The organism is Mycobacterium sp. 3-98 (assembly GCF_035918355.1).
Lineage (GTDB): Bacteria > Actinomycetota > Actinomycetes > Mycobacteriales > Mycobacteriaceae > Mycobacterium > Mycobacterium intracellulare.
The window spans coordinates 1,252,253-1,269,045 of the sequence record NZ_CP142360.1; the positions used below are offsets into that span (position 1 = coordinate 1,252,253).

The 16,793-nt window shown below is 69.2% G+C and carries 17 protein-coding genes and 1 tRNA gene; 10 read left to right on the plus strand and 8 right to left on the minus strand.

All coding sequences use genetic code 11. From position 1 onward, the window contains the following. The first annotated feature begins 36 nt into the window (after positions 1 to 36). From hadA to rplA, 8 genes are all read left to right on the plus strand, one after another. Positions 37 to 489: a (3R)-hydroxyacyl-ACP dehydratase subunit HadA gene (gene hadA, locus QGN30_RS06105; protein WP_014383315.1), complete on the plus strand. Its 453-nt coding sequence runs from the start codon at positions 37 to 39 to the stop codon at positions 487 to 489. Continuing rightward, positions 476 to 904, plus strand: coding sequence for a (3R)-hydroxyacyl-ACP dehydratase subunit HadB (gene hadB, locus QGN30_RS06110; protein ID WP_009957386.1), 429 nt, complete (start codon positions 476 to 478; stop codon positions 902 to 904). The genes hadA and hadB overlap by 14 nt, the downstream gene beginning before the upstream one ends. A 3-nt stretch (positions 905 to 907) precedes the next feature. Beyond that, the gene (gene hadC, locus QGN30_RS06115; RefSeq protein WP_009957384.1) at positions 908 to 1,408 is read left to right on the plus strand and encodes a (3R)-hydroxyacyl-ACP dehydratase subunit HadC; all 501 of its coding nucleotides are present in this window, start codon (positions 908 to 910) and stop codon (positions 1,406 to 1,408) included. A 144-nt stretch (positions 1,409 to 1,552) separates the two neighbouring features. Beyond that, a tRNA-Trp gene (locus tag QGN30_RS06120) sits at positions 1,553 to 1,625 on the plus strand. A 115-nt stretch (positions 1,626 to 1,740) separates the two neighbouring features. Next, positions 1,741 to 2,196 carry a preprotein translocase subunit SecE gene (secE, locus tag QGN30_RS06125; RefSeq protein WP_014381148.1) on the plus strand — a complete coding sequence of 152 codons (456 nt, stop codon included), beginning with the start codon at positions 1,741 to 1,743 and terminating at the stop codon, positions 2,194 to 2,196. A 43-nt stretch (positions 2,197 to 2,239) separates the two neighbouring features. Next, the gene (gene nusG / locus QGN30_RS06130; RefSeq protein WP_009957382.1) at positions 2,240 to 3,043 is read left to right on the plus strand and encodes a transcription termination/antitermination protein NusG; all 804 of its coding nucleotides are present in this window, start codon (positions 2,240 to 2,242) and stop codon (positions 3,041 to 3,043) included. A 48-nt stretch (positions 3,044 to 3,091) separates the two neighbouring features. Next, positions 3,092 to 3,520, plus strand: coding sequence for a 50S ribosomal protein L11 (rplK, locus tag QGN30_RS06135; RefSeq protein ID WP_007767860.1), 429 nt, complete (start codon positions 3,092 to 3,094; stop codon positions 3,518 to 3,520). A gap of 158 nt (positions 3,521 to 3,678) precedes the next feature. Further along, the gene (rplA, locus tag QGN30_RS06140) at positions 3,679 to 4,386 is read left to right on the plus strand and encodes a 50S ribosomal protein L1 (protein WP_008260906.1); all 708 of its coding nucleotides are present in this window, start codon (positions 3,679 to 3,681) and stop codon (positions 4,384 to 4,386) included. Positions 4,387 to 4,463: 77 nt separating this feature from the next. Here the strand turns inward: rplA and QGN30_RS06145 are convergent, their stop codons facing one another. The 8 genes from QGN30_RS06145 to QGN30_RS06180 all read right to left on the minus strand — a co-directional run bounded on the left by QGN30_RS06145 (position 4,464) and on the right by QGN30_RS06180 (position 11,911). Continuing rightward, positions 4,464 to 5,681: an RNA polymerase sigma factor gene (locus QGN30_RS06145; RefSeq protein WP_014385822.1), complete on the minus strand. Its 1,218-nt coding sequence runs from the start codon at positions 5,679 to 5,681 to the stop codon at positions 4,464 to 4,466. A gap of 4 nt (positions 5,682 to 5,685) precedes the next feature. Continuing rightward, complete coding sequence (locus tag QGN30_RS06150; RefSeq protein WP_008260902.1) at positions 5,686 to 6,384, minus strand: YciI family protein; 699 nt, start codon at positions 6,382 to 6,384, stop codon at positions 5,686 to 5,688. Between the two features lie 94 nt (positions 6,385 to 6,478). Then, the gene (gene mmaA4 / locus QGN30_RS06155; protein WP_201406291.1) at positions 6,479 to 7,375 is read right to left on the minus strand and encodes a hydroxymycolate synthase MmaA4; all 897 of its coding nucleotides are present in this window, start codon (positions 7,373 to 7,375) and stop codon (positions 6,479 to 6,481) included. A 162-nt stretch (positions 7,376 to 7,537) separates the two neighbouring features. Continuing rightward, positions 7,538 to 8,398, minus strand: a complete 861-nt coding sequence (locus QGN30_RS06160; protein WP_008260900.1) for a cyclopropane mycolic acid synthase family methyltransferase — start codon at positions 8,396 to 8,398, stop codon at positions 7,538 to 7,540. Positions 8,399 to 8,486: 88 nt separating this feature from the next. Continuing rightward, a complete protein-coding gene (locus QGN30_RS06165) occupies positions 8,487 to 9,335 on the minus strand; it encodes an alpha/beta fold hydrolase (RefSeq protein WP_263646913.1) in 849 nt (282 codons plus the stop codon). Between the two features lie 59 nt (positions 9,336 to 9,394). Beyond that, the gene (locus tag QGN30_RS06170; RefSeq protein WP_020823622.1) at positions 9,395 to 10,741 is read right to left on the minus strand and encodes an ABC1 kinase family protein; all 1,347 of its coding nucleotides are present in this window, start codon (positions 10,739 to 10,741) and stop codon (positions 9,395 to 9,397) included. 40 nt (positions 10,742 to 10,781) lie between these two features. Then, positions 10,782 to 11,366, minus strand: a complete 585-nt coding sequence (locus QGN30_RS06175) for a DinB family protein (protein ID WP_014381146.1) — start codon at positions 11,364 to 11,366, stop codon at positions 10,782 to 10,784. A gap of 23 nt (positions 11,367 to 11,389) precedes the next feature. Beyond that, positions 11,390 to 11,911, minus strand: a complete 522-nt coding sequence (locus QGN30_RS06180) for a DinB family protein (RefSeq protein ID WP_008260895.1) — start codon at positions 11,909 to 11,911, stop codon at positions 11,390 to 11,392. An 83-nt stretch (positions 11,912 to 11,994) separates the two neighbouring features. On the opposite strand from QGN30_RS06180, the gene QGN30_RS06185 reads away from it, so the two are divergent. Further along, complete coding sequence (locus QGN30_RS06185) at positions 11,995 to 16,176, plus strand: NEW3 domain-containing protein (RefSeq protein WP_248923240.1); 4,182 nt, start codon at positions 11,995 to 11,997, stop codon at positions 16,174 to 16,176. Continuing rightward, on the plus strand, positions 16,173 to 16,790 hold the full coding sequence (locus tag QGN30_RS06190) for a DUF7158 domain-containing protein (RefSeq protein WP_008260892.1): 618 nt from the start codon (positions 16,173 to 16,175) through the stop codon (positions 16,788 to 16,790). The genes QGN30_RS06185 and QGN30_RS06190 overlap by 4 nt, the downstream gene beginning before the upstream one ends. The last annotated feature ends 3 nt before the right edge of the window (positions 16,791 to 16,793 follow it).

Genomic DNA, 16,793 nt, shown 5'->3' on the forward strand with positions numbered 1-16,793 from the left:
TTAAGAACCGTGCCGTTAACCGAGAGCATCGTCGGGATGCACTACCGCTACCCCGATCATTACGAGGTAGAGCGGGAGAAGATCCGCGAGTACGCGGTCGCCGTCAAACACGACGACCCGGCGTATTTCGAGGAGAAGGCGGCCGCCGACCTCGGCTACTCGGGGCTGCCGGCCCCCCTGACCTTCGTCTGCGTGTTCGGCTACACGGCGCAGACGGCCTTCTTCAAGCACGCCAACGTCGCCGTCCAGGACGCCCAGATCGTGCAGGTCGACCAGGTGCTGAAGTTCTTCGCGCCGCTGGTCGCCGGGGACAAGCTCTACTGCGACGTCTACGTGGACTCGGTGCGGGTGTCGCACGGCACCCAGATCATCGTCACCAAGAACGTCATCACCAACGAGGCGGGTGACGTCGTGCAAGAGACCTATACGACCCTGGCGGGCCGTGCCGGCGAGGATGGAGAAGAGGGATTTTCTGATGCCACTGCGTGAGTTCAGCTCCGTGAAGGTGGGTGACCAGCTTCCGGAGAAGACCTACCCGTTGACCCGACAGGATCTGGTGAATTACGCGGGCGTCTCCGGCGACTTGAACCCGATCCACTGGGACGACGAGATGGCCAAGGTCGTCGGCCTGGAGACCGCGATCGCGCACGGCATGCTGACCATGGGCATCGGCGGCGGCTACGTCACCGCGTGGATCGGTGACCCCGGCGCGGTGACCGAGTACAACGTGCGGTTCACCGCCGTGGTGCCGGTGCCCAACGACGGCAAGGGCGCCGAGCTGGTCTTCAACGGCCGCGTCAAGTCCGCCGATCCCGAAACCAAGTCCGTGACCATCGCGCTCACCGCCACCACCGGCGGCAAGAAGATCTTCGGTAGGGCCATCGCGTCCGCGACCCTGGCATAGCGCATGGCGCTCAAGACAGACATCAGGGGGATGATCTGGCGCTACCCGGACTACTTCGTCGTCGGCCGTGAACAACTGCGCCAGTTCGCGCTGTCCATCAAGAACCGCCACCCGGCCCACTTCGAGGAGGACGCCGCCGCCGAACTCGGCCACGACGCGATCATCGCGCCGCTGACCTTCGGGACCATCTTCGCCAAACTGGTCCAGCTGGATTTCTTCCGGCACGTCGACATCGGCATGGAGACGCTGGTGATCGTCCAGGTCGACCAGCGGTTCGTGTTCTCCAAGCCGATCAAGGCCGGCGACAAGCTGTGGGCCCGGATGGACATCGTTTCGGTGGACGAGCGTTTCGGCGCCGACATCGTCGTCACCAAGAACATCTGCACCGACGAGAACGACGAGGTGGTCCTAGAGGCCTACACCACGCTGATGGGCCAGTACGCCGACAACTCCGCGAACCTGCGTTGGGACTCGGAGTCCGGCCAGGTCGTCAGAACGGCGTAATTAGTATCTGACTCCCGCGTCGATGTACACTCGGACCTCGGGGTTTTCCCAGCATCAGCGCGCTTTCCGTGAGTCGAGCAATCGGAAGGCGCGCGTGTCATGTAAGCCCCGGTAGGTAAGCGCAGGTTGGCCTGCCAACCGCGAAGGGGCGTAGCTCAACTGGCAGAGCAGCGGTCTCCAAAACCGCAGGTTGCAGGTTCAAGTCCTGTCGCCCCTGCTGAAGACGGACGGAGCCGGACCATGGGCATGAGCATGTGCCATGGTGGACACTGGAAGGTGCGCCGCCACCGATGGGACGGCTCTCGGGGTACTAGCAAACAAAGGAGCGTGCGGTGAGCGACGAAGGCGACGTTGCCAACGACGCCGCAAGCGACGGCACTGACACGACGGAGGGCCGCGCGAGCGGTGTCCGGACGGCGGTGGTGACGCGGCCACAACGCCCGACCGGTAAGCGGTCCCGCCAGAAGGCGGCCGACGCCGGCGAGGATGCCGACGCCGCGTCGCCGGACGAAATCGAAGCCTCCGGCAAGGACAAGGCCAAGAAGGGCGCCAAAGCCAAGAAGGCCGCCAAGCCGAAGAAATCCGCGGACAGCCGGGCCAACCCGTTCCTGTTCGTCTACAACTACCTCAAGCAGGTCGTTGCGGAGATGCGGAAGGTCATTTGGCCCAACCGCAAGCAGATGCTCACGTACACCTCCGTCGTGCTGGCCTTCCTGGCCTTCATGGTGGCGCTGGTCGGCCTGGCGGATTTCGGCCTGACCAAGCTGGTGCTGTTGGTGTTCGGCTGAGCGAGCGACGCCGCTGTGAAAAGTGACAGAGAGGACTGACACCGTGACTAGCTTCGACGGTGACCCGTCCGCGGGTGACGCGGTCGACCTGAAAGAGACCACGGAAGCTGCCGAGGTTTCTGACGACACGGCGACCTCCGAGGTTTCCGAGGCGACCACGGACGAGGCGACCACGGACGAGGCCGCCGACGCTGCCGGGGCGCCCGACGAGCCGGCCGAAGAGGTCGACCCGGCCGTCGCGCTCAAGGCGGAACTGCGCAGCAAGCCCGGCGACTGGTACGTCATCCACTCCTACGCGGGATACGAGAACAAGGTCAAAGCCAACCTCGAAACGCGGGTGCAGAACCTCGACGTCGGCGACTACATCTTCCAGGTCGAGGTGCCCACCGAAGAGGTCACCGAGATCAAGAACGGCCAGCGCAAGCAGGTCAATCGCAAGGTGCTGCCCGGCTACATCCTGGTGCGCATGGACCTGACGGACGACTCGTGGGCCGCGGTGCGCAACACCCCCGGCGTCACCGGGTTCGTCGGGGCGACCTCGCGCCCGTCGGCCCTGACGCTCGACGACGTGGTGAAGTTCCTGCTGCCGCGCGGCGCGACGAAGAAGGCCGCCAAGGGGGCGGCTACAACCGCCACCGCCGCCGAGGCCGGGGGGCTGGAACGCCCGGCCATCGAGGTCGACTACGAGGTCGGCGAATCGGTCACGGTCATGGACGGCCCGTTCGCGACGCTGCCGGCCACGATCAGCGAGGTCAACGGCGAGCAGCAGAAACTCAAGGTGCTGGTGTCGATCTTCGGCCGCGAAACCCCGGTCGAATTGACCTTCAGCCAAGTCTCCAAGCTCTAAACCGGCGGCTCCGCCGGGCACAAACCAGGAAGGAACGAACAACATCTCATGGCCCCGAAGAAGAAAGTCGTCGGGCTGATCAAGCTTCAGATCCAGGCGGGGCAGGCCAACCCGGCGCCGCCGGTCGGGCCCGCGCTCGGTCAGCACGGCGTCAACATCATGGAGTTCTGCAAGGCGTACAACGCCGCCACGGAGAACCAGCGCGGCCAGGTCATCCCGGTCGAGATCACGGTCTACGAGGACCGCAGCTTCACCTTCGCGCTCAAGACCCCGCCCGCCGCCAAGCTGCTGCTCAAGGCCGCCGGCGTCGGCAAGGGTTCGGCCGAGCCGCACAAGACCAAGGTCGCCAAGGTCAGCTGGGATCAGGTCAAGGAGATCGCCGAGACCAAGAAGGCCGACCTGAACGCCAACGACATCGACGCGGCCGCCAAGATCATCGCCGGCACCGCCCGGTCGATGGGTATCACCGTCGAGTAGTCCGAGCATGACGAAGCGGGGCGAGGAACGAGGCCCAGCGTAGGTATGGGAAGGACGAATCGACGCAAAGACACCGTCGAGTAATACCCCGCACCACCACCGTGGGAGGGCTGGCTTCGGCCCGATAACCACGACCCAACACCAGATTGGATGAATCAATGAGCAAGAACAGCAAGGCATACCGCGCCGCCGCCGAGAAGGTGGACCGCAACAGCCTGTACTCCCCGCTGGAGGCGGCCAAGCTCGCCAAGGAAACGTCGTCGAGCAAGCAGGACGCGACCGTCGAGGTGGCGATCCGGCTCGGCGTCGACCCGCGCAAGGCCGACCAGATGGTCCGCGGCACGGTGAACCTGCCGCACGGCACCGGCAAGACCGCCCGGGTGGCGGTGTTCGCGGTCGGCGACAAGGCCGAGCAGGCGCAGGCCGCCGGCGCGGACATCGTCGGCAGCGACGACCTGATCGAGAAGATCCAGGGCGGCTGGCTGGAGTTCGACGCCGCGATCGCGACCCCGGACCAGATGGCCAAGGTCGGCCGCATCGCGCGGGTGCTCGGTCCGCGCGGCCTGATGCCGAACCCGAAGACCGGCACCGTCACCCCCGACGTCGCCAAGGCCGTGGCCGACATCAAGGGCGGCAAGATCAACTTCCGCATCGACAAGCAGGCCAACCTGCACTTCGTCATCGGCAAGGCCTCCTTCGACGAGAAGTCGCTGGCCGAGAACTACGGCGCCGCGCTCGACGAGGTGCTGCGGCTCAAGCCGTCCGCGTCGAAGGGCCGCTACCTGAAGAAGATCACCGTGTCGACGACGACGGGGCCGGGCATTCCGGTCGACCCGTCGGTCACCCGCAACTTCTCCGAGGCCTGATCTCTCTCCTGGTCGAACGTCGACTTGTGGCGCGATCACCCAAGTAATCGGCGCCACAAGTCGACGTTCGGCGGGAATTACCCCCCGCACTCGGCGATGCGGCGCCGCAGGAACGCGCGTCCCGGCTCAGACCCGTTGGACTCCAACGCCGCTCGGTACCACGTCAGCGCATCGGCCGGCCGGCCCGCGCGGCGCAGCAGGTCGGCGCGCACGGTCGCGACCAGGTTCGAGCGGGCGAGCCGCGGATCGCCAGCCACATCGTCCAGGGCGGCCAGCCCGGCGTCGGGCCCGTCGCGAAAGCCGATCGCCAGCGCGCGATTGGCGGCCACCACCGGGGACCCGGTGAGCTGCCACAGCCGGTCATAGGCCGAGCAGATGGCGACCCAGTCCGTGCGTTCCCAGGACGGGGCCGTGGCGTGCAGCGCGGCGATCACCGCCTGGGGCAGGTAGGCGCCCGTCGAGCCTCGGGCGTGACGCAACCGCTCGAGCCCGCGGGCGATGCGCGCGCGGTCCCACCGGCGGCGGTCCTGGTCCTCGAGCGGCACCAGCATCCCGGACTCGTCCACCCGGGTCGCGCGTCGCGAATCGTGCAGCAGCATCAGGGCGGACAGCGCGTGCGCCTCCGGCTCGGCGGGCAGCAGCGCGCACAGCTCGCCGCCCAGCCGGATCCCCTCGTCGCACAGGTCGTCGCGGATGGCCGACGGGCCCGCCGTCGACCAGTAGCCCTCGGTGAACACCGAATAGACGCAACCCAGCACGTGCGGGGTGCGCTCGGGCAGCAGCTCGGCGGGCGGGACGCGCAGCGGGATGTTGGCGTGCCGAACCTTGTTCTTGGCGCGCGTGATTCGCTGGCCGATCGCCGCCTCGGTCTGCAGCAGCGCGCGGGCGATTTCGCCGACGGTCAGGCCCGAGACCAGCCGCAGCGTCAGCGCCAATTGCGATTGCCGGTCCAGCGCCGGGTGCGCGCAGGTGAACATCATCCGCAACTCGTCGTCGCGAACCGGGTGCGGGTCGGTGTGCTCGGTGCGCGCCCTGATGTCGTCCAACACGGCCGCCAATTCCTTTCCGGGGCGCACCGATTCGCGGCGCAAGCGATCACGGGCCCGATTACGGCCGACGGTCACCAGCCACCCGCCCGGGTTGGCGGGCAGCCCGTCGCGCGGCCAGGTGCGCAGCGCCTCGGCGCAGGCCTCCTGGACGGCGTCCTCGGCGACGGTGAGGTCACCCGACCACCGCGCGAGCGCGGCCACGGCCGGGCCCCACTCCCGGCGGAAGACGCCGTCCAGGTCGGCCATCTGGCTACAGGCCGGAGACGCCCGCCAACTGGCGCAGCTGCACGGACGAGGCGGGGATCATCGAGGCGATCTTGACCGCCTCGTCACGATCGGCGGCGCTCAACAGGTAGATGCCGGTGGCGATTTCGGCGCCCTCCACGTACGGCCCGTCGGTGATGAGGACCTCGCCGTCGCGCACCCGCACGGTCGTCGCCGTGGACCGGTCGTGCAGCGCGGCGCCGCCGATCACGTGATCGCCGGCGGCGGCGTGCAGCTCGACGTGCTTGGCCGCCACCGCCTCCCACTCCGGCGTGCCCGGTGTGTGCGCGGATTCGGCGGGCTCGAGCAGCAGCGCGAGCCAGTCGTTGCCGGTGAGCGCGCGGGACGGCTCGACGGCGTGGACCACCGGCCACAGCTCCACCGCCCCGAACTCGGCCACCGGGACGTCGCGCGCCAGCGCCAGCGCCTCGTCGAGGTTTTCGGCCTCGAACACGTAATAGCCGCAAGCCACTTCGGCGGATTCCGCGAAGGGACCGTCGGTGACCGTCGGCGCGTCCGGGCCGCCGGAAATGGCCACGGCGGACGCGGCGGGCGCCAGGGCGTCACCGGCCTTGATCGCCGGCCCGGCCTTGGCGTGAAAGTTCTCCCAGGCGGCCATCGCGGCGGCGGCATCGTCGGGCGCACGGTCCTGTTCCTTGCTGATCAACAAGGCGAAGTACTGCATGGTCGTCACCTCCGGTAGTGAGCGAAGCCGTCTGCTCCACTCTCTACCTACTCGACGAACCGCGCAGCGCCAATCCGACAGGCGCCGCAGAAATTCAGGCGGCCGCGCCCGGCTTGAGGTAGGTCACCAGGCTGACGTCGAGCATCTCCTCGGTGAAGTAGTGCTCGCAGCCGCGCAGGTACTTGATGTAGCGGTTGTAGACCTCTTCGGAGGTGACCTCGATGGCCTTGTCCCGGTTCGACTCGAGCGTGTCACCCCAGATGTGCAGGGTCTTGATGTAGTGCGGCCGCAACGAAAGCGGTTCGGGCACAACAAAACCGGCCTTCTCGCCGTGGTCGACCATCATCTGGGTGGAGGGCAGCCGGCCGCCGGGGAAGATCTCGGTGACGATGAACTTGATGAACCGCGCCGTCTCGAAGCTCAGCTTCTTGCCGCGCGCGGCCAGATCGTACGGGTGGTAGCTGACGCTGCTCTGGACGGTCATGCGGCCGTCGTCGGGCATGATGTCGTAGGTCCGCTTGAAGAAGTCGTCGTAGTTCTCGTGGCCGAAGTGCTCGAAGGCCTCGATCGACACGATGCGGTCGACGGGCTCGGAGAAGTCCTCCCAGTTCTGCAGCCGCACCTCCCGCGAGCGGTTGCTGTCGATGGAGCCGAGCAACGCCTCGGCGCGGGCGTGCTGGTTCTTGGACAGCGTCAGGCCGATGACGTTGACGTCGAACCGCTCGACGGCGCGCTTCATGGTGGTGCCCCACCCGCAGCCGATGTCGAGCAGGGTCATGCCGGGCTTGAGGTCCAGCTTGTCGAGGTTGAGGTCGATCTTCGCGTACTGGGCCTCTTCCAGGGTCATGTCGTCGCGCTCGAAGTAGGCGCAACTGTAGATCCGTGACGGGTCCTGGAACAGGCCGAAGAACTCGTCGGAGACGTCGTAATGCGCCTGAATGTCTTCCGAGCGCGTCCGCGTCTTCGTCGGGCCAGTCGGTTGCTCAGCCATTTTCGTCCTGTTCTCCTCGATGACGTTCGCTGTCTCTAGTCGCGCGCATCGAGGGGTCCGGTGTGAGCAGCAACGATACCCAACGTCGAGGCATCGTTTCCTAAGGGTGCGAGTGCGCGTCGCGGACCCGACCGCGCAGCCAAACTCTACTTTCCGCCGACGCTACTTGGTGAGCGTGTACTGGGCGACGTTGGAGATGCCTTTGCGGAAGAGGTTCGCGCAGCCCGTCAGGTAGCGCATGAAGCGGTCGTAGACCTCTTCGGACTGGATGGCGATCGCGCGGTCGCGGTTGGCCTCCAGGTTGGCCGCCCAGGTGTCCAGCGTCCGGGCGTAGTGCGACTGCAGGTATTGCGTCTGCTCGAGGCCGAAACCGCTGGCTCGCGAAAGGTCGACGATGTCGGCTTCGCCGCACATCTGCCCGCCGGGAAAGATCTCCTTGCCGAGGAAGTGCAGGAAGCGCAGGTCCGACATCGTGATCTTGATGCCGACTTCCTTCCAGTGCGATTGCGGGTAGGTGAAGATGCTGTGCATCAGCATCCGGCTGTCGTTGGGGAGGGTTTCATATGCCCAGTCCCAGAACGCGGGCCAGCGTTCCTTTTTGAACGCGTCGAAGGCCTCGAAGCTGATAATCCGGTCGACGTGCTCGTCGAATTCTTCCCACCCCTGCAGCCGGGCCTCGGCGCGCCGCGTCGTCGGGATCGCGGCCAGCCGCGCCTTGGTGCGCGTGTAATGGTTGCGGCTGAGCGTGATGCCGATGACATTGACGTCGTATTTCTCCAGCGCCCGGACCACGGCCCCGCCCCAGCCGCACCCGACGTCGAGCACCGTCATGCCCGGCTCGAGGTTCAGCTTGTCCAGCCCCAGGTCCAGCTTGGCCAGCTGCGCCTGTTCCAAGGTCATGTCGTCGTCTTTGAAATACGCGCAGGTGTAGACCATGTTTGGGTCGAGGAACAACGCGAAGAAGTCGTCCGAAATGTCGTAGGTAGCCTGCGACTCTTCGTAATACGGCTCCAGCTTCACCATTGCGACACCCACCCTCCTTCGACAACCGTACAACCCTGCGGCATGGACTGAAAATGCGGGGAAATGTTTCTGCGGAATGCCTTTTGGCTCAACACGCCCTGGCGAAATTGTTAGTCAGCACGCCGATCACCTGATCCCACAACTGCTGTGGCAGATCATGACCCATCCCGTCGAATAACACCAATCGGGCGCCGTCGATGGCCCGGGCCACCGCGCGGCCACCGAAGGGCCGCATCAGCTTGTCCGCCCGGCCGTGGATCACCACGGTCGGAGCGACGGTGCCGTGGTTGTAGCGCCGCAGGCTGCCGCTGCCCAGCACCGCGGCGAAGTGCCGCGCCACGCCCTGCGGGTAGTAATTGCGGTCGTACCCCTCGGCGGCCTCGGCGCGGGCCTGCTCGTCGGGCACCCGGTAGCGCGGGCTGCCGATGATCTTGCCGACCCGCACGGCGTTGTCGACGATCACCTCGCGCGGCGAGTTCGGCGGCGGCCCCTTCAACAGGGCCAGCAGCGCGCGCGGTGCCGGCGGCGGCAACAGAGCCGCGTTGTTGCTGGAGAAGATGATCGCCAGGGATTGGGTCCGCTCGCGGAATCGCGCGGCGAAGATCTGGGCGATCATGCCGCCCATCGACGCCCCGACGATGTGGGCGCGTTCGATGCCCAGATGATCGAGCACGGCCGCCGCGTCGTCAGCCATGTCCTCGAGCTTGTACACCGCCCGGCTGGGCAGACCGAGCCAGGACCGGACCAACCGCGTCGCCAGCGGCTGTCCCGAGCTGCCGTACTGGGTCTTGCTGGACAGGCCGACGTCTCGATTGTCGTACCGGATGACGCGCAGCCCTTGGTCGATCAGCTTTTGGCAGAACGCGGTTCGCCACAGCAGCAGCTGGGCCCCCAGCCCCATGATCAGCAGGACGGGCGGGTCGTCGACGTCGCCCATGTCCTCGTAGTACAGCTTCAGGTCGCCTGATATGGCGTATCCCGTGCGGACCTGCACGCCTATACCTCGACGTCCGAGGAGTGCTCGCGGCTGACTTCGACCATGAAGTTCGCGAAATACCCCGTCAGTTGCGGATCCGACATCATCTGCCACTTCGGCGCCAGCAGCTTCATGTACCGCTCGACGTAGAGGAACTGCTTGCCGATCAGCACCAGCTCGCGGGGCAGCTTGACGTCGTAGGCGTCGGCCAGCGCCGACAGCTGCCGGCCGATGTCGGCGTAGGACATGTCGCCCAGCGTCTGCATGGTCAGCGGGGTGGCGAACTTTTCCAGATCCTTGGCGGCCTGGGCCTCGGGCTTCATGGTGCCGACGGCCCCCATCAGCACCACGATCTTGCCCGCCGCGGCATGGTCCTTCTTGACCAGCAGCGCGTACACCAATTCGCGCAGCAGCCACCGGGTGCGGGGATCGATGCGGCCCATGATCCCGAAGTCGAAGAACACGATCCGGCCCTGATCGTCGACGTAAAGGTTGCCCGCGTGCAGGTCGCCGTGGAACAGCCCGTGCCGCAGCCCACCTTCGAACAGCGAGAACAGCAGCGCCTTCACCAGCTCGACGCCGTCGAACCCGGCCTTGCGGATGGCGGCGACGTCGTCGATGCGGATGCCGGACACCCGCTCCATGGTCAGCACCCGGTCGCTGGTGAAGTCCCAGTACACCTGCGGCACCCGGATGTTGCGGCCCAGCGGGGAGGCGTGCAGGTGCGAGACCCACGCCTCCATCGACTGCGCCTCCAGCCGGAAATTGAGCTCCTCGGCCAGGTTGTCGGAGAAGTCGGCCACGACGTCCTGCGCGGACAGCCGGCGGCCGAGCTTGGCCACCTCGACGGCCTGGGCGAAGCGCTTGAGGATCTGCAGGTCGGCGGCGACCCGGCGGCGAATGCCCGGCCGCTGGATCTTGACGACGACCTGCTCGCCGCTGTGCAGGGTCGCGTAGTGCACCTGGGCGATCGACGCCGACGCGAACGGTTCCTCGTCCCAGCTGGCGAACAGCTCGGACGGGTCGGCGCCGAGCTCCTCGATGAACAGCTTGTGCACCTCGCCGGGGTCGGCGGGCGGCACCCGGTCCAGCAGGCCGCGGAACTCCCGGGACAGCGATTCGCCGAACGCCCCCGGGCTCGACGCGATGATCTGCCCGAACTTGACGTACGTCGGTCCCAGGTCGGCGAAGGTCTGGGGGAGCTGCCTGATCACCTTCTGCTGCCACGGACCCCTGCCGGGCAGCTTGGTGACGATGCGAGCGGCGGAGCGGGTGACCTGCCAACCGGTCACCGCTACCCGGGCCGCTTCGACCGGCAACGGCACCCGGTCGAGCTTGGCCACCTCTCGATGCTTGGTAGAACTCATTCCAGCAGTCTGCCAAACCGGTGCTGGCAAGTCCCAATCTCTACTGGTGCCGGTGCCCGCCTCGCCACGGCTGCACCCACCCCTCGATCGCCCAGCCTTCGTGCCCGGCGATCAGCTCGTACATGGTCGCGCCGTCGATCGTCTCCCGGACGATGTCGGCGTGACCGGCGTGCCGCGCCAGCTCGTTGATCACGTGCAGGATCACCCAGCGCACCGACCACGCCCGCTGGTCCTTGGGGAACCAGGGGATGTCGCGCGGCACGGGCACCGCGGCGTCGAGGTCCGCGGTCTCGACCAGCCGCAGCGACGTCGCGTTCTGCGCCTCGAACGCCCGCAGCAGCCCGTCCAGCGTCTCGTCGGGACCCATCACATGCTGGTCGGCGAACTCCTTGCTGATCTGCTCGAACGGACGGGTGTCCTTCGGCGGCGCGTCGGGCGCGGCGGCGACGCGGGTCATCCAGCTGTGCTGCATCCCCGTGGCGTGCTTGACCAGCCCGCCGATCGACAGCGCGCTGGCCGACGGCGTGGAGCGGGCCTGTTCGTCGGTGAGGCCGTAGCTGACGGCGAAGTACGCGCTTTGGTGGAACGCCAGGAATTCGCGCAGGGCGCTGCGTTCATCGGACACCGGTGGTGCGAGGGCGGGCATTGTCAATCCATCCTGTTGTGAACGTAAAGGTCGCGCAGGCAAGCGATTTCGGCGCCATGGTGGATCGCTTCCCGATTGATGTGCAAGACCAGCGCGCTCAGCGGGTAGTCGGCGTACGGCCCTTCGGCCGCGCCGCAGCGGCGGGTCAGGTCGGCGGCGGACAGCGACCGTACACCGTTGATCCACACCGCGTACGTCTCGTCCAGTTGCCGCAGGGCGGTGGCGGCGGTGGTGGCGTAGTTCCAACTCTGGTAATCGGCGGACGGTCCACCGAAATGGTGATGGGCACGCATCGCGAACACCCCGACAATCACGTGTGCCATGCGCCACGCGATCGTGGTGAACGGTGCCGGGCTGGGCGCCGGGAACGCGAAGTCGATCGACCCGTCCGGGTGCACCGTCCAGCAGTGGGGCACCGGCTGCCAGAAGTACTCGTCGTCGGTCAGGCCGCCCAGGCGAGGGCGCAGCTGGTTGCGCCAGTGCCAGTCGAGTTGGTCGGCCAGTTGGGCGCTCAGATCTGCCATGGCACCGAGCTTTCCACCAATGCGACGGGTTCGCGGTCAGGCGACGGGTTTCTCGGTTGGCCGCGCCGCCGTAAAGTGCGGGGATGCAGCTGGTTTCGGCGGAGTCGACGGAGCTTTTCGTCGGGCCGCCGGAAGCCCCGCTGCAGCTGGCGCGCGTCACCGTCGCCGGGGTGGGCGAGCCGACGCGGGTCCGCATCGACGGGGACGGCCTGACCGGGGAGGCGGTCGCCGATGTCGGCGACGAGCTCGTCGAGGTCCCCGTCGCCGTGGACCGTGCGGTGGTCGGCGAGCGACGGTCCGCGCGGGTGCGCGCCGGGCGCGCGGACCTGCCGTTCGAGTTCACGGTCGCCGAGCCCGGCTGGACCATGTTCATGGTCAGTCACTTCCACTACGACCCGGTGTGGTGGAACACCCAAGGCGCCTACACCAGCGAATGGACCGAGGATCCGCCGGGGCGGGCCCGGCAGACCAACGGCTTCGAGCTCGTGCACGCCCACCTGGAGATGGCCCGCCGCGAGCCCGAGTACAAGTTCGTGCTCGCCGAGGTGGACTACCTCAAGCCGTACTGGGACACCCGCCCCGAGGACCGCGCCGATCTGCGCCGGTTCATCGCGCAGGGCCGTGTCGAGGTGCTGGGCGGCACCTACAACGAACCGAACACCAATCTCACCAGCCCGGAAACGACCATCCGGAACCTGGTGCACGGCATGGGTTTTCAGCGCCACGTCCTGGGTGCCGACCCGGCGACCGCGTGGCAGCTGGACGTGTTCGGCCACGACCCGCAGTTCCCGGGCCTGGCCGCCGACGCCGGCCTGACGTCGAGTTCGTGGGCCCGGGGACCGCACCACCAGTGGGGCCCGATGCACAGCGACGGCGGACTGGGCGGCATGCAGTTCTGCAGCGAGTTCGAGTGGATCTCGCCGTCGGGCCGCGGCCTGCTCACCCACTACATGCCCGCGCATTACTCGGCGGGGTGGTGGATGGACTCCGCGTCCACGCTGCGCGAGGCCTCCGACGCCACGTACGAGCTGTTCGATCAGCTCAAAACGGTGGCGCTGACCCGCAACGTGCTGCTGCCCGTCGGCACCGACTACACGCCGCCCAACACGTGGGTCACCGCGATCCATCGCGACTGGGCCGCCCGCTACACCTGGCCGCGATTCGTGTGCGCGCTGCCGCGCGAGTTCTTCGCGGCGGTGCGCGCCGAGCTGGCGCAGCGCGGGTGTGAGCCGTCGCCGCAGACCCGGGACATGAACCCGATCTACACCGGCAAGGACGTGTCCTACATCGACACCAAACAAGCCAACCGGGCCGCGGAGAACGCCGTGCTGGCGGCCGAGCGGTTCGCGGTGTTCGCGGCCCTGGCGACCGGCGCCGACTACCCGCATGCGGCCCTGGCCAAGGCGTGGGTGCAGCTGGCCTACGGCGCGCACCACGACGCGATCACCGGGTCGGAATCCGACCAGGTCTACCTCGACCTGTTGACCGGCTGGCGCGACGCGTGGGAGCTGGGCCGCACGGCCCGGGACGCCTCGCTGGCGCTGCTGTCCGGGGCGATCGAGGGCGACGTCGTCGTGTGGAACCCCCTGGCGCACCCACGCACCGATTTCGTCACCGCGCGCATCGATCCGCCGCTGCCCGCGGGCGTGCGGGTGCTGGACGCCGACGGCGCCGAACTGCCCGCGCTGGTCGAGCACGACGGGAGCTCGGTCACCTGGCTGGCCCGCGATGTCGGGTCGCTGGGCTGGCGGGCCTACCGGCTGGCACCCGCCGACGAAGCGGCCGGCTGGGCGGCGGTGCCGGGATCGGTGATCGCCAACGAGCACTACCGGCTCGAGGTCGACGCGGCCCGCGGCGGGGCCGTCGCCTCGCTGATCGACTTGTCTGCCCAGGGGGGCCGCGAGCTGATCGCCGAGGGCCGGGTGGGCAACGAGCTCGCCGTCTACGAGGAATACCCGTCGCACCCCACGCAGGGCGAGGGACCGTGGCACCTGCTGCCCAAGGGGCCGGTGGTGTGCTCGTCGGAATCGCCGGCGCGGGTGCGGGCCTTCCGCGGACCCCTCGGTGAGCGGGTGGTGGTCCGCGGCCGGATAGGCACGCTGCTGCGCTACACCCAGACCCTGACGCTGTGGCGGGGCGTCGCGCGGGTGGACTGCCGCACCACCATCGACGACTTCACCGGCGCCGATCAGCTGGTGCGGCTGCGCTGGCCGTGCCCGGTGCCGGGCGCCATGCCGGTCAGCGAAGTCGGCGACGCCGTCGTCGGCCGCGGTTTCGCGCTGCTGCACGACGGGCCGCGCGCGGTGGACACCGCCCGGCACCTGTGGGCCCTGGACAACCCGGCGTACGGCTGGTTCGGCCTGTCCTCGGCCGCCCGGGTCCGGGTGTCGGGGGCCGGGGTGCGGGCGATCTCGGTCGCCGAGGTGGTGTCTCCGGCGGAGGCGGTGTCCGGGCCGCTGGCGCGCGAGCTGATGGTGGCGCTGGTCCGCGCCGGAGTCACGGCCACCTGCACCGCCGCGGACAAGCCCCGCTACGGCCACCTGGAGGTGGATTCCAACCTGCCCGACGTGCGGATCGCGCTGGGCGGGCCGGACCGCAACGCCTTCACCGAGGCGGTGCTGGCCCACGCCGATCCGGTGTACGCCGGGGAACTCGACCGCCAGCTGGCGGCGACCGGCCGGGCCCGGGTGTGGGTGCCGGCCGAGACGCCGCTGGCCGCGGTGTGGGTGCCCGGCGCCGACCTGCGTGGACTGCGGGCGCTGCCGGTGCTGGTCGTCGACGGCCGCGCCGACGAGGACCTGCGCGCGGAGATCGCCGCGCTGGCCGACGATCTCGGTGACGCCGAGATCGTCGTCGCGCAGCGGCCCGCGTCGGGAACGGAGGCGTTCGAGGACCGCACCGTCGCCCTGCTCAACCGCGGGGTGCCCAGCTTCGCCGTCGACACCGAGGGCACCCTGCACACCGCGCTGATGCGCTCGTGCACCGGCTGGCCGTCGGGCATCTGGATCGATGACCCCCGCCGCACCGCGCCGGACGGCTCCAACTTCCAGCTGCAGCACTGGACCCACGATTTCGACTACGCGTTGGTCAGCGGCGACGGCGACTGGCGGCGCGCGGACATCCCCACCCGCAGCGCGCAGTTCGCGCAGCCGCTGCTCGCCGTCGCCGGGGGCCGGCGGCCCGGTGCGCTGCCGCCGGCCGGTGCGCTGCTGCGCGTCGAGCTCGCCGACTCGGTCCACCTGGCGGCCCTCAAGGCGGCCGGCGATCCGCTGACCGCGGGCCGCGCCGCGCCGGTCGACCCGCACTCGGTCGCCCTGCGGTTGGTGGAGACGACCGGGGCGGGCGCGCGGGTGACGCTTAGCTCGGACGTCGCGGCGATCAGCGACCTGCGGGCCGCCGACCTCCTGGAGGCTCCCGAGGGGCGGCTGGATTCGGTCGACCTGCACGGCTACCAGGTGGCGACCGTGCTGGCCCGGTTCGACCTGCCCGCGACGCTCGCGGACGCCGCCGCCCTGGCGCCGAACGCCGAGGCCGCCCAGCCGCTCTACGCCCGCTATTGGCTGCACAACCGCGGGCCCGCGCCGCTCGGGGGCCTGCCCGCGGTCGCCCACCTGCACCCGTCGCAGATCAGTGCGCAGCCCGGCCGCGACGTGACGGTGCGTCTGACCGCGGCCAGCGACTGCAGCGACGCCACGCTGCGCGGCGGGGTCGTCCTCGCGTGCCCGGACGGCTGGTCGGCCACGCCCGCCGAGCTGCCCTTCACCCTGTGCAGCGGCGGCCACCTGGAGGCCGACGTGGTGGTGTCGATCCCGCCGACGGCAGAACCGGGCCTCTACCCCGTCCGGGCACGGCTGCGCCTCACCGGCGAACACATCCCCGCCCCCTGGCGGCAAGCGGTCGAGGACGTGTGCGTGGTCGCGGTGGGCGGCGCGGCGGTCGACCCGGGCGGGCTGGTCTACCTCGCCGACGGGCCGCGCGAGGTCACGCTGCGGCCCGGCGAAGCGGGTGAGGTGACCGTCACCGTCGGCACCCACGCCCGGGCCGATTTGGCGCTCGAGGCGCATCTGATCAGCCCCTGGGGCACGTGGGAATGGATGGGACCCGCCGCCCTCGGCGCGGTCCTGCCCGCCGGCGGCACCGTCGGCCTCGGCTTCCGGGTGACCCCGCCGGCCTGGCTGGGACCCGGGCAATGGTGGGCGCTGGTGCGCATCGGCTGCGCCGGGCGGCTGGTCTACTCGCCCGCGGTCCGGGTGACGGTGACATGAGCGGCCACCCTGTCGCGACCGTCGCCGGCATCCCCGTGTCGTGCGCGGAGGTCGACGCGGCCGAAACGCGGCTGCGCGCGGGGCGGGGAGCGGGCGCACTGCCGGCCGCGGGCACCAGCGAGGGCCGCCAACTGCGACGCTGGCTGACCCAGCTCATCGTGACCCGGCGGGTGGTCGCCGCCGAGGCGGACGCGCGCGGGCTGGACCCGCGCGAAGCCCCGACCGAGACGGAGCTGCTGCCCGACGTGACCGCACGGCTGGAGATCGGCAGCATCGCCGCGGCCGTACTGGCCGACCCGCGCGCCCGGGCGCTGTTCGCCGACGTCACCGCCGACGTGCACGTCACCGACGACGAGGTGGCCGCCTATCACGCCCGCAACCCGCTGCGCTTCGCCGCGGCACGGCCGGGTGAAAACGGCTGGCGCACAACGGCGTTGGCCGCTCCACCGCTGGCCGAGGTGCGATCGGCGATCGCCGAGCAGCTGCGCGGCGCCGCCCGGCGGCGCGCCTTCCGGCTGTGGCTGCACGCCCGCCGCGCCGAGCTGGTGCGGCTCGCGCCCGGCTACGAGCATCCCGGCGACCCCCGCCAACCCGACAACACCCACCGGCACTGAGAC

Bases quoted from the DNA above. Each gene is read 5' to 3' on its own strand.
- hadC (WP_009957384.1), top strand. From the start codon at position 908: ATGGCGCTCAAGACAGACATCAGGGGGATGATCTGGCGCTACCCGGAC.
- QGN30_RS06180 (WP_008260895.1), bottom strand. From the start codon at position 11,911: ATGGCAGATCTGAGCGCCCAACTGGCCGACCAACTCGACTGGCACTGG.
- QGN30_RS06165 (WP_263646913.1), bottom strand. From the start codon at position 9,335: ATGGGCGACGTCGACGACCCGCCCGTCCTGCTGATCATGGGGCTGGGG.
- hadA (WP_014383315.1), top strand. From the start codon at position 37: ATGCACTACCGCTACCCCGATCATTACGAGGTAGAGCGGGAGAAGATC.
- QGN30_RS06150 (WP_008260902.1), bottom strand. From the start codon at position 6,384: ATGCAGTACTTCGCCTTGTTGATCAGCAAGGAACAGGACCGTGCGCCC.
- QGN30_RS06145 (WP_014385822.1), bottom strand. From the start codon at position 5,681: ATGGCCGACCTGGACGGCGTCTTCCGCCGGGAGTGGGGCCCGGCCGTG.
- QGN30_RS06160 (WP_008260900.1), bottom strand. From the start codon at position 8,398: ATGGTGAAGCTGGAGCCGTATTACGAAGAGTCGCAGGCTACCTACGAC.
- QGN30_RS06170 (WP_020823622.1), bottom strand. From the start codon at position 10,741: ATGAGTTCTACCAAGCATCGAGAGGTGGCCAAGCTCGACCGGGTGCCG.
- hadB (WP_009957386.1), top strand. From the start codon at position 476: ATGCCACTGCGTGAGTTCAGCTCCGTGAAGGTGGGTGACCAGCTTCCG.
- QGN30_RS06185 (WP_248923240.1), top strand. From the start codon at position 11,995: ATGCAGCTGGTTTCGGCGGAGTCGACGGAGCTTTTCGTCGGGCCGCCG.
- QGN30_RS06190 (WP_008260892.1), top strand. From the start codon at position 16,173: ATGAGCGGCCACCCTGTCGCGACCGTCGCCGGCATCCCCGTGTCGTGC.
- rplK (WP_007767860.1), top strand. From the start codon at position 3,092: ATGGCCCCGAAGAAGAAAGTCGTCGGGCTGATCAAGCTTCAGATCCAG.
- mmaA4 (WP_201406291.1), bottom strand. From the start codon at position 7,375: ATGGCTGAGCAACCGACTGGCCCGACGAAGACGCGGACGCGCTCGGAA.
- rplA (WP_008260906.1), top strand. From the start codon at position 3,679: ATGAGCAAGAACAGCAAGGCATACCGCGCCGCCGCCGAGAAGGTGGAC.